The following is a 12,416-nucleotide window of genomic DNA, read 5'->3' as shown; positions in this document are numbered from 1 at the left end:
CCCCCTCAGCCCAGGAGGGACCAGACGAGCGAGGCGAGCACGGCACCGACCACGGCTCCCGCGATCACCTGGGCCGGCGTGTGGGCGCCGAGGCGCACCCGCGACCAGCCGGTCCAGAGCGCGACCGGCACGGTGATCAGCAGGGACCACGGGCCGTAGGCGATCAGCACCACCACCGCGCAGGTCGCGACGACGGCCGCGTGGCCCGACAGCTTCCAGCCGAGGTTGACGATCCCGATCACGACGAGCACCGCGACCGTCACCACGCCGAAGGTCGTCACCGCGGCCGGCGCCCCGAGCGCCGCGAGCAGCACGAGCCCGACCACGATCGAGACCAGCGCGAGGCCGATCGGCAGCGCGCGCTCCCGCCGATCAGGCACGTGGTGATCCCCGCGGATCCGCCCCGCGCGCATCAGCAGCCGCACGACGAGATACGGCAGCACCCCCACGAACAGCGCCGCCAGCGCGCCCCAGGCCACCCCGAGCAGCGGCGGATCCGCGACCCGCGCGCCCACGATCAGCGGCACGACCATCGCCAGGACCGGCGGCGCGAACGCCTCGGTCGCCACCCGCGCCGCGAGCGGACCGCGCCCGGTCACGGCGTCGGCCCCCGCACCGCCCGACGGGCTCAGAGCTTCTCGATCGGCGCGACCTTGATCAGCAGCTTCTTGGCGCCGACCTGGTCGAAGAGCACGTGCGCGACCCGCTTGCTGCCCTCGCCGGTGACCGCGTTGACGCGGCCCTCGCCGAAGTCGGTGTGCCGGATGCGGTCCCCCGCGATCAGCTCGAGGTCGCCGTTGTCGCGCACCATCCCGGTGATCCGGTTGGGGAACTCGCCCTTGGCCTTCGGCGCCGCGGCGAGCGCCTGGCGGAACTCGGTGTTCGACTTCGAGCGGCCGAAGCCGGGCCGCTGCGCGTTGAGCGCCCGCGGCTGGGTGCCGCCGCGCGAGGTCGCGGCCCCCGGCGACTGGCGCCACTCGATCAGCTCGGCCGGGATCTCCTGGAGGAACCGGCTGGGCATCGCGACCGAGGTCTCGCCGTACTGCGCCCGTGTCATCGCGAGCGAGAGGTAGAGCCGCTTCCGCGCACGGGTGATCCCCACGTAGAACAGCCGCCGCTCCTCCGCGGGGCCGCCCGGCTCGTTCGCCGAGATGCGGTGCGGGAGCAGGTCCTCCTCGATGCCGGTGAGGAACACCGCGTCGTACTCGAGGCCCTTCGCGGTGTGCAGGGTCATCAGCGACACGGTCCCGGAGTCGTCGTCCAGGTCGTCCGCCGCGGCGACGAGCGACACCTCGGTCAGGAAGTCGACGAGACCGCCGTCGGGGTTGTTGCGGGCGAACTCCTTCGTCACGGCGATGAGCTCGTCGACGTTCTCGGCGCGCGCCTCGTCCTGCGGGTCGCGGCTGGCGCGGAGCATGTCGATGTAGCCGCTGCGGGTCAGCAGCGCCGTGAGCACCTCGTGCACCTTCGCCTCGCCCTCGGGCCGCGCCGGATCGAGCATCAGGGCGCACTCGTCGAGCAGCATCGCGAGGTCGACGATGGCCTTCGTCACCTTCGGCCCCATGCCGAGCGACCCGGCATTGCGCATCGCCTCGCGCAGGGTCACCGCGTTGGTGTCGGCGAAGGACTGCAGCTGCGCCTCCGTCGCCGGGCCGATGCCGCGCTTGGGCGTGTTCATGATCCGGCGCAGCGCCAGCACGTCCGCCGGATTCGCGACGGTGATCAGGTACGCGAGCGCGTCCTTGATCTCGGCGCGCTCGTAGAACTTGGTGCCGCCGAGGATCCGATAGGGCAGCGCCGAGCGGATGAAGATCTCCTCCAGCGCGCGGGTCTGCGCGTTGGTGCGGTAGAACACGGCGATCTCGTCGTAGCCGGTGCCGGCCGCGTGGATCCGGGCGATCTCGTCGACGACGAACTGCGCCTCGTCGTGGCCGGAGTACCCCGTGTAGCCGATGATCTTCTCGCCCTCGCCGCTGGCCGACCAGAGGTTCTTCGCGCGGCGGTCGAAGTTGTTCGAGATGACGGCGTTCGCGGCCGAGAGGATGTTCTGCGTCGAGCGGTAGTTCTGCTCGAGCAGGATCACCCGGCAGCCCGGGAAGTCGCGCTCGAACTCGACGATGTTGCGGATGTCCGCCCCGCGGAACGCGTAGATCGACTGGTCCGAGTCGCCCACGACGGTGAGCGAGGCCCCGGGGATCGAGCCGTCGGCCGTCACCGGGCCGCGGTAGGGGCGGTCGAAGGCGGCAGCGGCGATCGTCGCGGGCGGCACGGCCCGGGTCAGCTCGTGGATCAGTGAGTACTGCGCGTGGTTCGTGTCCTGGTACTCGTCGACCATCACGTGCCGGAAGCGGCGCTGGTACTTCGCGGCGACGTGCGGGAACGCCCGGAAGAGGTAGACCGTCTGCGCGATCAGGTCGTCGAAGTCGAAGGCGTTCGCGCTCTCGAGGGCGCGCGAGTAGGCGCGGAAGACCTGGAGGAACATCTCCTCGTTCGGGTCGCTCATGTTCGCGGTCCGCGCGTAGGAGTCGACGTCGGCGAGCTCGTTCTTGAGCTTGGAGATCTTGGACGAGGCGCTCGCGACCGTGATGCCGAGCGAGTCCGCCTCGAGGTCCTTCACGATCCGCTTGAGCAGGGCGCGCTGATCGCCCGAGTCGTAGATGGTGAACGACGAGGTCATGCCGAAGTTCTCGGCCTCGCGGCGCAGGATCCGCACGCAGGCGGAGTGGAACGTCGAGATCCACATCCCCTCGGCGGCCTGGCCGACGATCTTCTCGACGCGCTCGCGCATCTCGGCGGCGGCCTTGTTGGTGAAGGTGATCGCGAGGATCTGACTCGGCCAGGCCTCGCCGCTGCCGAGCAGGCTGGCGATGCGCCGCGTGAGCACGCTGGTCTTGCCCGAGCCGGCGCCCGCGACGATGAGCAGCGCGTCGCCGCGGTACTCGACCGCCTCGCGCTGCTGCGGGTTCAGACCTGCCACCAGCCGCTCGTGCTCGGGGTCGGTGCGCGCGGAGTCGCCGGAGGGCCCGCCGGGCGCGCCGACGATGACCGGGGTGGCGCGGGAATCGCTCGGATCGAAGAGGAGGCTCATGTCCCTCCGAGTGTAGATCGCCCCTCCGACACCCCGCCGCGGGACGCCGCCCCGCTCGGCCGGCGCCCGGTCAGGCGGCGCGCTGGCGCCGCACGGGCGCGGTGAGCGTCCCGCCGATGTCCAGGCCGCGCCAGGCCAGCGCGAAGCCGACCACCGCGACCGTGGAGGTCGCCGCCGCGAGCACCTGCAGCAGCACGAACGCGGTGAGATCCTTCGTGTCGTCCGGGTAGTACTGGATGCCCTGCACGGCGAGCGCCCCGAGGGTCAGCACGAGCACGACCGAGCAGACGAGCAGGACCCGCAGCACCGCCCGGCGCGGCGGCTTCCGCGGCGCCCGGCCCACCTGCGCCCGCGTCGACAGCCAGGCGCAGGCGAGCGAGGCGGAGGCCAGGCCGACCAGATCGGCGCCCAGCACGTCGCTCGCGCGGTGCCAGGAGGCCGCCATCGTCAGATTGCCGACCAGCACCACCACGGCGCCGCCGACCACGAGCACGACCGTGCGCCCGGGCCCCGGGACGACCATCGCCAGCGCGAAGACCACGGACACCGCCGCCGCGGTGTGCCCGCTCGGGAAGCTGCCGCCGGTGTACCAGGAGTCGGTCTCCACCAGCAGCGGCCGCTCGAGCACGACGTTCTTGAGCAGCTGAGTCAGCCCCGCCGTGACGACGATCGAGCCGACGGAGGCGAGTGCCAGCGCGGGGCGCCGGCGGATCAGCGCGATCGCCGCGACCAGCAGCGCACCGCCGATCATCGACACCGGCGTGACGTCCGCGAGCGCCCCCGCCGCCGTGCCCGTGGCACGGCCGAAGACGAGGTCGGCGCCGCGGAGGCCGGAGTTCTCGGCCGCCTGGCCCTGCGGGGTCAGCACGGCGAGCCAGTAGACGGCCGCCACGCCGAGAGCGGCGAGCACGGCGAACACGATCCAGCGGCGGGTGATGCGGGCGCGGGTCTTCACGGTCGGACTCCTCTCGGCGGGTCAGGGTCGGGCTGCGGGTGGGGCGGGTCGGGCGCGGCCCGGACTCGGGACGCGTGGGCCCGATGATGCCAGCGGAGGCTCCCCGTTCCCTCCGCACGCGCCGGAGCGCGGGACGGCGGGTCAGCCGGCGCGGCCCCTCGCCTCGTCCTCGGCCGCGCGCGCCTCGATCGCCAGATCCGGCTGGTCCGCGAAGACGCCGTCGATGCCGGTGCGCAGGATCGCGCGGAACTCGTCCTGCCAGGCGCCGTAGGCCTCCGGCTCCTTGCCGATCCGGTGCACCTTCTCGAGGAAGCGGTTCTCGGCGCGCAGCGTCCAGGTGTACACCTGCAGGCCGACGGCGTGCGCCTCGGCGACCAGCGCGTTCGTCCCGGTGGCCCGCCCCGCGCCGTCCCGGGAGAAAAGCATGCTCTTGTCGACGCTGACGCCGTCGACGGTCCCGGCGAGTCCGCGCAGACCCGCGGGAGTGACGAAGTCGGCGTAGGGCGTCGCCCGGGAGCCGTGCGCGGCGACGAGGTCCGGCGGAGTCCCCCGCGACTCGATCAGGTAGACGCGCCGCGTGCCCACCCCTCGGACCGCGAGGCGCTCGAGGACGGTCTTCTCGAAGCTCTCGATCGTCAGCCGCGGATCGGTCCGCGCCCAGCCCGCCGCGGCCAGCTCCTGCTCGAGGAGGACGTCCAGCGGCAGTCCCAGCGCGTCGAAGTACGTCGCGTGCTTGATCTCGGCGACGAGCCCCGGCGGCGGCGAGGGCGACTCCTCCCCCGCCCGGTCGAGCAGGGCGAGGAGATCGCTGAAGCGCAGCATCGGGAACTGCCCGTCGAAGGTGGCGCTGGAGGCGCGCACGGCCGGGATCCGCTCCCGCGCCCGCAGCGCCGACAGCTCCGCCCAGGTGAAGTCCTCGGTGAACCAGCCGGTGATCTCCTTGCCGTCGACGCGCTTGGTCGTGCGACGCTGAGCGAACTCGGGGCGACGCTCCACGTCAGTCGTGCCGGAGATCTCGTTCTCGTGCCGGAGCACCAGCACGCCGTCCCGCGAGGCGACGAGATCCGGCTCGACGGCGTCGGCGCCGAGCGCGATCGCCAGCTCGTAGGCCGATCGGGTGTGCTCCGGGCGGTAGCCGCTGGCACCGCGGTGGCCGATGACGAGCGGGACGGGGCGGGGCGGCATGCGGCGATCCTACGGGCGCGGGCCGTCGCCTCCGGGCGTAACCGGGGCTCCCGCGAAGGGAATAGCCAGACTCTGAGAGATGTTCTCAGATACTGTGGGCGTACCGCTTGTGGTCCCGAGAGGGCAGCCGGCGGATCCCGCAGTCACAGCGACTCAGCTCCGCGAGTCCCGACGGGTCCTCCCGTCACCGTCGAGCGCACCTGAGAGAAGAGGAACCATGGCAAGCAACAACCCGGCGTTCGGTCGTCCGGAGTTCAGCAACCGGGGCTACGCCGGCCGCGTGCAGGACGTCCCGGACGTGTCGCCCGGCACGCTCGACCAGATGTACAACCGTCCGGCCGCGGGCTCGGCCGACACCAACCGGATGACCGTCGAGGACACCCTCGCGAAGACGGCCCTCGCCTTCGTCGTGCTCCTCGCGGGTGCCGCGGTGGGCTGGTTCGTCCCCGGTCTGATGCTCCCGGCCGTGCTCGTCGCACTGGTCCTCGGCATCGTCAACGCCTTCAAGAAGGTGCCCTCGCCCGCCCTGATCCTCGGCTACGCGGCGACCCAGGGCATCGGAGTCGGCGCGATCTCGCGCTTCTTCGAGAGCGCGTACGAGGGCGCGGTCGTCCAGGCCCTGCTCGCGACCGTCGTCGTGATCGGTGTCACCCTGGCGCTGTTCATGAACGGCAAGATCCGCACCTCGCCGAAGCTGAACAAGATCTTCTTCATCGGCATGATCAGCTACGCGGTCTTCTCGCTCGTCAACCTCGGCCTCGGCCTGTTCGGCGTCGGCGGCGGCTTCGGTCTGCGCACCGGCTTCATCGGCATCGTGATCGGCCTCATCGCCATCGCGCTCGCCACCTACTCCCTCGTGATGGACTTCGAGTTCATCCAGCAGGGCGTCCGCAACGGCGCCCCGCGCATCTACGGCTGGACGGGCGCCTACGGCATCCTCGTCACCGTCGTCTGGATGTACCTCGAGCTGCTGCGGCTGATCTCGATCTTCCGCCAGTAGTCGTCTGCACACCCGATCCGGAGCGATCCGGACCGGCTCGACGGGCGCTCGACCTCACCGGTCGGGCGCCCGTCGTCGTTCCGCGGCCGGGCCACGCGCCCCTGCCCAGCCGCTCCTGACACGATGGAGGAATGATGGCCGCCCCTTCGTCCCGCATCGTCGGACTCGACGTCGCCCGGGGTCTCGCCGTGCTCGGCATGTTCGCGGCGCACCTCGCCCCGGTCGAGCGCGAGGCGGCCTGGGACGGCCGCAGCGCCGTGCTCTTCGCAGTGCTCGCGGGCGTCTCGATCGGACTGATGTCCGGCGGCGCCCGGCGCTCGACCCGTCCGTTCCAGGACACGGGCTCGATCCTCCTGCGAGGCCTCTACCTCCTGGTGATCGGAGTCGGTCTGAATCTGCTCGGCACGCCGATCGCGGTGATCCTGCCGCACTACGGCCTGATGTTCGTCGTCGCGGCGGTGCTGATGTTCCTGCCGCGGGCGGTGCTCGCCGTCCTCGCCGCCGTCTTCGCGATCGGCGGCCCCCTGCTCGTCGACCGCATCGTCACCGCCGGCGACGACTGGATCGCCACGCTCTCCCCCGAGGACGCCCTGCTCGCGCGGATGCCGCTCACCTGGCTGACGCAGTACTACCCCGTGCCCTCCTGGCTCGCCTACGTGATGCTCGGCCTGCTGATCGCGCGCTGCGACATCCGCTCGGCCGCGACGCAGCGCTGGCTCGTGATCGGCGGCGCGATCGCCGCGGCGCTCGGCTACGGCGTCGGCCTCGCTCTCGGCGGGCCGGAGAGCGTCGAGGCGCACTCGAGCACGACCGCGGAGATCCTCGGCGCCGGCGGCATCGCGGCCGTCGCGATCGGGTCGCTCACCGCGCTCGCTGCTCGCCTCGCCGCCGTCCGCGCGGTCACCGCCCCGCTCGCCGCGGTGGGGGCGATGCCGCTGACGGTGTACTCCGTGCAGCTCGTCGCGCTGGCCGTCTACCTGATCCCCTTCGAGCCCTTCGACTTCGCGGCCTGGCAGAGCTGGACCCTGCTCGCGTCCTTCATCGTCGTGTCCGTGCTGGGCGCGCTGCTCTGGCGCCGCTTCGTCGGGCAGGGGCCGCTGGAGTGGCTGGTCGCGCGGGCCTCGCTCCGGCCGCGGACCCGGGCCGCCCGGCCGGTGCTCGGCTAGGGTGATCCGATGATCACGCGACGCGAAGCCGCTCAGCGCCTCGACATCCCCGTCGAGATGGCGACGCGCCACGGGCTGCCCACCCGCCTCTCCGAGGAGGAGCTCGTCGCCCTCGAGCAGGACCCGCCCGCCTGGCTCGCCCAGTCGCGCGAGAACCGCACGGGCAGGCGCCCGGTCTGGGTGACGCTCGAGTGCGCGATCTGCGGCCGCTCCGAGGCGGCGCGCCCGAAGAAGTGGTGGCCCGAGTTCAGCTTCCTCGTCTGCGAGGACCACTCCCCCGACGAGTGGCCGCACCACCCGGAGGGCCGGCGCCGCGACGAGTACGACGGCATCGGCACCCGCTTCGTCGGCGTCCTCGACACCCCCGTCTGACCCGCCCGTCCCGCCTGCCCCGGTCCGATCCGCAGGCGATCCGGCCGCCCGTTCACGCCCGACGCGGGTGAGCGCGCTCTCGCGCCGGGAGCACCTGCGAATCGGACCACCCGCCCACGACGAGGAACGGGCCCCCGGAGGAGGCCCGTTCTCACACCGCGGTCGCGGCTACTCCCACTCGATGGTTCCCGGGGGCTTGGAGGTCACGTCGAGGACGACGCGGTTCACGCCGCTCACCTCGTTGGTGATGCGGTTGGAGATGCGGGCCAGCAGGTCGTACGGAAGCCGCGTCCAGTCGGCCGTCATCGCGTCCTCGGAGGAGACGGGGCGCAGCACGATCGGGTGGCCGTAGGTGCGGCCGTCACCCTGGACGCCGACCGAGCGGACATCGGCGAGCAGCACGACCGGGCACTGCCAGATCTCGCTGTCGAGGCCGGCGGCGGTGAGCTCGGCGCGGACGATCGCGTCGGCCTCCTGGAGCAGGTCGAGCCGCTCCTGGGTGACCTCGCCGACGATGCGGATGCCGAGGCCGGGGCCGGGGAAGGGCTGGCGGCCGACGATGGCCTCGGGCAGCCCGAGCTCCCGGCCGATCGCGCGGACCTCGTCCTTGAAGAGGGTCCGCAGCGGCTCGACGAGCGCGAACTGCAGGTCCTCGGGGAGGCCGCCGACGTTGTGGTGCGACTTGATGTTCGCGGTGCCGGTGCCGCCGCCCGACTCGACGACGTCGGGGTAGAGCGTGCCCTGCACGAGGAAGTCGATCGACGTGCCCTCGCCCTGCGCCTCGAGCACGAGCGCCTCGGCGGCGCCCTCGAAGGTGCGGATGAACTCGCGGCCGATGATCTTGCGCTTCTGCTCGGGGTCGCTGACGCCGGCGAGCGCGTCGAGGAACTGCTCGCGCGCGTCGACGGTCACCAGGCGCACACCGGTGGCGGCGACGTAGTCCTCCTCCACCTGGCGGCGCTCGTCCTTGCGCAGCAGGCCGTGGTCGACGAAGACGCAGACCAGCTGGTCGCCGACCGCGCGGTGCACGATCGCCGCGGCGACGGCGGAGTCGACGCCGCCGGACAGGCCGCAGATGACGCGACCGGTGCCGACCTGCTCGCGGATCAGCGCGACCTGGTCGTCGATGACGTTCGAGGAGTTCCAGTCGGCGGGGATGCCCGCCGCGCGGTGCAGGAAGTTCTCGATGACCGCCTGGCCGTGCGCGGAGTGCTTCACCTCGGGGTGCCACTGCACGCCGTAGAGTCGGCGCTCGTCGCTGCCGAACGCGGCGACGGCGGTCGAGCCGGTCGAGGCGAGGACGTCGAAGCCGGCGGGGGCCTTCGAGACCTGGTCGCCGTGGCTCATCCACACCGTCTGGTCGACGGGCTGGTCGCCGAGGAGCACGCCGCCGTCGGCCGAGACGGAGGCGTCGGTCGCGCCGTACTCGCGCAGGCCCGTGTTCGCGACCTCGCCGCCGAGCGTCTTCGCCATCACCTGGAAGCCGTAGCAGATGCCCAGCACGGGGATGCCGAGATCGAAGATGGCGGGGTCGAGCTGCGGCGCCCCCTCCTCGTAGACGCTCGAGGGGCCACCGGAGAGGATGATCCCGACCGGCGACTTGGCGGCGATCTCGGCGGCCGTCGTGCCGGACGGGACGATCTCGGAGTACACGTTCGCCTCGCGGACGCGCCGCGCGATCAGCTGCGCGTACTGGGCGCCGAAGTCGACGACGAGCACGGGCTGGGCGGCGAGGTGCGGCTGCGGGGCGGACTGCGGCGCGCTGGCGCCGGACTGCTCACTGATGGGGGGCCTCCACGGAGTCGGACGGGGTCGTCGGCTCGAGGGCGGCGGTGCGCCGCTCGAGGTACTGCTCGACCTCGCGGGCGATGCGGGTCTCGACGAAGAAGGACAGGGTGGGCACCACTCCGCCGAGCGCGATGAGGACGAACCGCGAGAACGGCCAGCGCATCAGGCTCCACAGGCGGAAGTCGGCGAAGAGGTAGACGACGTAGAACCAGCCGTGCGCGATCAGGATGCCGGTGGACAGGTTCGCGCCCGTCCCGCTCGACTTCCACTCGCCGCCCGGCACCTCGTACATCGGGGCGAAGTGCGCGATCCCCTGCTGCCCGAAGACGAACAGCTCGAGGTGGAACACGTACTTCAGCAGCATCTCGGCGCAGAGCAGCAGGAGCATCACGCCGGTGATGATCGAGGTCACCCGGTAGAAGCGCAGCGCGCTCCGGATCGCAGGGAACTGCGCGGGCTTGGGCTCGAGGGGCATGGGGTCCAGTTTACGGGGCGGAGGCGGTGACCGGGCTCTGCGCGAGCTGCTCGGCCTCGAGGGCCTCCTCGGTCTCGCGCTCCCAGGCGTCGCGGACGAGGCGGAACCACAGGTAGAGCGCGAAGCCGGCGAAGACGACCCACTCGATCGCGTAGAAGACGTTGAGCCAGTTCAGCGAGACGTCGGTGACGCGGGCCGGCGAGTCGATCGCCTCCAGCCCCGCGATCGGCTGATCGACGACGACGTAGCCCTGGTAGACGTCCAGCGGCGGGTCGGTCCAGCGGTTGATCAGCGCGGGGATCGACAGCGCGGTCAGGGTCATCGGGTCGGTGCCCTCGGCGGGCACCTCGGCCGCCTCGTTCGCGACCAGGCGTCCGGTGAACGCGGTCGGAGCGGTCTGTGCACCGTCGTTCAGGCGCTCGGCGACGCTCTCCGCCTGCTCGCGGTCCGCGGTCCAGCCGTAGGCGACCACGAGGTCGGCGTCAGCGGTGCGGGTGCGCGCGATGACCCACCAGCCCGGCTGCTCGCCGTTCAGACGTCCGCCGAGGATCTCGGCGCCGCCCGGGACGAGCTCGGAGGTCCCGTCCACGCGCTGGCCGTCGGCGGTCGCGGTGATCGGGCGCGACGGGGCGGCCACCTCGTCGAGCGGCAGCACGGTCTCGGAGATCCCGGAGTCGGGGGCCGCGGCCTCGACCGCGCGTCCGACCTGCCACTGGCCGAGGGCCGCGAACAGCCCGGCGATGACGAGGGCCAGGACGAGGGCCGCGAGCCAGCGCGGGCGGCGGGCGACCTGCCAGACCGTGCTCTGCGGCGGGCGGCTCTGCGTCATGCGTTCCTCGTTCGGGGGCGGATCCGCTCAGCGACGGCGGACCGACGAAGCCTAGCCAACCAGGGTGGGAGGACCCTCGGATCGGCTGCGGAGCGGGTCGGCGGCCGGCGGATCAGTAGTCGGGCTCGCGCGGGCGCCGCGGCCGGTCGGAGTCGATCCCGTCGGACTGCTGCATCGCCTGGTCGATCAGGGCCTGCCGCATCGGATCCGGGAACTCGTCGTCCAGCTCGTCGGGCTCGACCGGGCGGCGCGGACGTGGTGCCGGCTCGGCGACCCGCGCGTCCGGCGCGTCGCTCTGCGGGCGCTCGTCCGCACCGCCCTCCGCCATCGCCGCCTCGACCAGGGCGAAGTCCTCCTCCGCCATCGCGCTGCGGGCGGCCGGCTTCGGCCGGTGCCGTCGGCGCGAGAGGAACAGCCCGATGCTCTCCGAGCGCGACGCCAGGATCGGGCCCACGATCGCCATGATCAGGACGTAGAGGCCGGCGAACGGCTGGATCCGCTCGTCGAGCCCCGCCGAGAGCGAGAGCGTCGCCAGGATGAGCGCGAACTCGCCGCGGTTGTGCAGGATGAAGGCCGCGTTCAGCCCGGCGCGCGGGCCGAGCTTGTTCAGCCAGGCGACGAACTGGCCGGCGCCGAGGTTGAGCACGATCGTCATCACGGAGGCGGCGATCACCGGCAGGACCACATCGGGGAAGGCACCGGGATCCAGGCCGAGGCCGAAGTTGACGAAGAAGAAGGCGCCGAAGACGTCGCGGAGCGGGATCGCGATCCGCTCGACCCGCGCGCGGAAGCGGGTGGCGCCGATCACCAGGCCGATGAGGAACGCGCCGATCGCGTCGGTGACGCCGAGGACCTCGCCGATCCCGCCGAAGAGGATCGCGAGCCCGAAGAAGAGGATCGTGAACAGCTCGTCGTCGCGGGTGCGGAAGAACCGCGAGACCACCCGGCCGCCCCAGCGCGCGATCGCGAACATCACCACGAGGAACGCGAACGCGATGACCAGCTTGAGGACGACCGGCCACGGCTCGGTCTCGCCCGAGAGCACGACCGACACGATCGCCAGGTAGACCGCGATGAAGATGTCCTCGACCACCGTCACGCCGAGGATCATCGGCGTCTCCGGGTTGGCGAGGCGCTTGAGCTCGATCAGCAGCTTCGTCACGATCGCGCTCGAGCTCGTCGCCGTGATGCCCGCGATGATCAGCGCCTCGCGGCTGCCCCAGCCCAGCAGGAAGCCGAAGGCGAGCCCGGCGGCCATGTTGACGGCGATGTAGGAGCCGCCGGAGAGGATCAGCCGCCCCGCGTTGCCGTAGAACTCGTCCTGATCGAACTCCAGGCCGAGGTTGAACAGCAGCAGGATCAGCCCGAAGACCGCCGTCAGCTCGATGTAGGACGACTCGAAGTCGAGCGGGAAGAGGTGGAAGTTCGGGCTCGCGAGCAGGCCGACGACCATGTAGATCGGGATGGCCGGGAGGCCGATCGTGCGCCCCAGCCGCCCGAGGACGTAGGCGACGACGAACAGGACACCGAGGACGATGAGGTCTTCGCCGTGGTGCAT

General features: G+C 72.0%; 11 protein-coding genes. 3 read left to right on the top strand and 8 right to left on the bottom strand.

What is annotated here, in order from left to right:
* Nucleotides 1-5 precede the first annotated feature (5 nt).
* The 4 genes from GTU73_RS05700 to GTU73_RS05685 all read right to left on the bottom strand — a co-directional run bounded on the left by GTU73_RS05700 (nucleotide 6) and on the right by GTU73_RS05685 (nucleotide 5,228).
* Nucleotides 6-599, bottom strand: coding sequence for a phosphatase PAP2 family protein (locus GTU73_RS05700; protein WP_160087698.1), 594 nt, complete (start codon nucleotides 597-599; stop codon nucleotides 6-8).
* A gap of 29 nt (nucleotides 600-628) precedes the next feature.
* Nucleotides 629-3,088, bottom strand: a complete 2,460-nt coding sequence (locus tag GTU73_RS05695; protein WP_160087696.1) for a UvrD-helicase domain-containing protein — start codon at nucleotides 3,086-3,088, stop codon at nucleotides 629-631.
* Between the two features lie 70 nt (nucleotides 3,089-3,158).
* On the bottom strand, nucleotides 3,159-4,043 hold the full coding sequence (locus GTU73_RS05690) for a phosphatase PAP2 family protein (RefSeq protein WP_160087694.1): 885 nt from the start codon (nucleotides 4,041-4,043) through the stop codon (nucleotides 3,159-3,161).
* Nucleotides 4,044-4,184: 141 nt separating this feature from the next.
* Entirely contained in the window at nucleotides 4,185-5,228 is a 1,044-nt protein-coding gene (locus GTU73_RS05685; protein ID WP_160087692.1) for a glycerophosphodiester phosphodiesterase family protein, read from the bottom strand.
* 217 nt (nucleotides 5,229-5,445) lie between these two features.
* Between GTU73_RS05685 and GTU73_RS05680 the strand changes: the two genes are divergently transcribed.
* From GTU73_RS05680 to GTU73_RS05670, 3 genes are all read left to right on the top strand, one after another.
* Nucleotides 5,446-6,228, top strand: a complete 783-nt coding sequence (locus tag GTU73_RS05680; RefSeq protein WP_123702166.1) for a Bax inhibitor-1/YccA family protein — start codon at nucleotides 5,446-5,448, stop codon at nucleotides 6,226-6,228.
* Between the two features lie 131 nt (nucleotides 6,229-6,359).
* Nucleotides 6,360-7,394, top strand: a complete 1,035-nt coding sequence (locus tag GTU73_RS05675) for a DUF418 domain-containing protein (protein ID WP_160087690.1) — start codon at nucleotides 6,360-6,362, stop codon at nucleotides 7,392-7,394.
* A 9-nt stretch (nucleotides 7,395-7,403) separates the two neighbouring features.
* Nucleotides 7,404-7,766 (top strand): hypothetical protein, encoded by a 363-nt coding sequence (locus GTU73_RS05670; protein ID WP_160087688.1) that lies wholly within the window; start codon nucleotides 7,404-7,406, stop codon nucleotides 7,764-7,766.
* A 168-nt stretch (nucleotides 7,767-7,934) separates the two neighbouring features.
* On the opposite strand, the gene guaA is transcribed toward GTU73_RS05670, so the two are convergent.
* The 4 genes from guaA to GTU73_RS05650 form a co-directional block, all read right to left on the bottom strand.
* Nucleotides 7,935-9,485 carry a glutamine-hydrolyzing GMP synthase gene (guaA, locus tag GTU73_RS05665; protein WP_208543740.1) on the bottom strand — a complete coding sequence of 517 codons (1,551 nt, stop codon included), beginning with the start codon at nucleotides 9,483-9,485 and terminating at the stop codon, nucleotides 7,935-7,937.
* Between the two features lie 58 nt (nucleotides 9,486-9,543).
* Nucleotides 9,544-10,029 (bottom strand): DUF3817 domain-containing protein, encoded by a 486-nt coding sequence (locus GTU73_RS05660; RefSeq protein WP_160087686.1) that lies wholly within the window; start codon nucleotides 10,027-10,029, stop codon nucleotides 9,544-9,546.
* 10 nt (nucleotides 10,030-10,039) lie between these two features.
* A complete protein-coding gene (locus tag GTU73_RS05655; protein ID WP_160087684.1) occupies nucleotides 10,040-10,858 on the bottom strand; it encodes an SURF1 family cytochrome oxidase biogenesis protein in 819 nt (272 codons plus the stop codon).
* A gap of 112 nt (nucleotides 10,859-10,970) precedes the next feature.
* A complete protein-coding gene (locus GTU73_RS05650) occupies nucleotides 10,971-12,416 on the bottom strand; it encodes a cation:proton antiporter (protein WP_160087682.1) in 1,446 nt (481 codons plus the stop codon).

This window comes from Rathayibacter sp. VKM Ac-2804, from assembly GCF_009866655.1.
GTDB lineage: Bacteria > Actinomycetota > Actinomycetes > Actinomycetales > Microbacteriaceae > Rathayibacter.
This window is presented reverse-complemented; position numbering and strand designations above follow the sequence as displayed.

What these genes read in the sequence shown, in the direction of transcription:
- GTU73_RS05695 (WP_160087696.1), bottom strand. Translation starts at nt 3,088, where the DNA reads ATGAGCCTCCTCTTCGATCCGAGCGATTCCCGCGCCACCCCGGTCATC.
- GTU73_RS05685 (WP_160087692.1), bottom strand. Translation starts at nt 5,228, where the DNA reads ATGCCGCCCCGCCCCGTCCCGCTCGTCATCGGCCACCGCGGTGCCAGC.
- GTU73_RS05680 (WP_123702166.1), top strand. Translation starts at nt 5,446, where the DNA reads ATGGCAAGCAACAACCCGGCGTTCGGTCGTCCGGAGTTCAGCAACCGG.
- GTU73_RS05675 (WP_160087690.1), top strand. Translation starts at nt 6,360, where the DNA reads ATGATGGCCGCCCCTTCGTCCCGCATCGTCGGACTCGACGTCGCCCGG.
- GTU73_RS05670 (WP_160087688.1), top strand. Translation starts at nt 7,404, where the DNA reads ATGATCACGCGACGCGAAGCCGCTCAGCGCCTCGACATCCCCGTCGAG.
- GTU73_RS05660 (WP_160087686.1), bottom strand. Translation starts at nt 10,029, where the DNA reads ATGCCCCTCGAGCCCAAGCCCGCGCAGTTCCCTGCGATCCGGAGCGCG.
- GTU73_RS05655 (WP_160087684.1), bottom strand. Translation starts at nt 10,858, where the DNA reads ATGACGCAGAGCCGCCCGCCGCAGAGCACGGTCTGGCAGGTCGCCCGC.
- GTU73_RS05650 (WP_160087682.1), bottom strand. Translation starts at nt 12,416, where the DNA reads ATGCACCACGGCGAAGACCTCATCGTCCTCGGTGTCCTGTTCGTCGTC.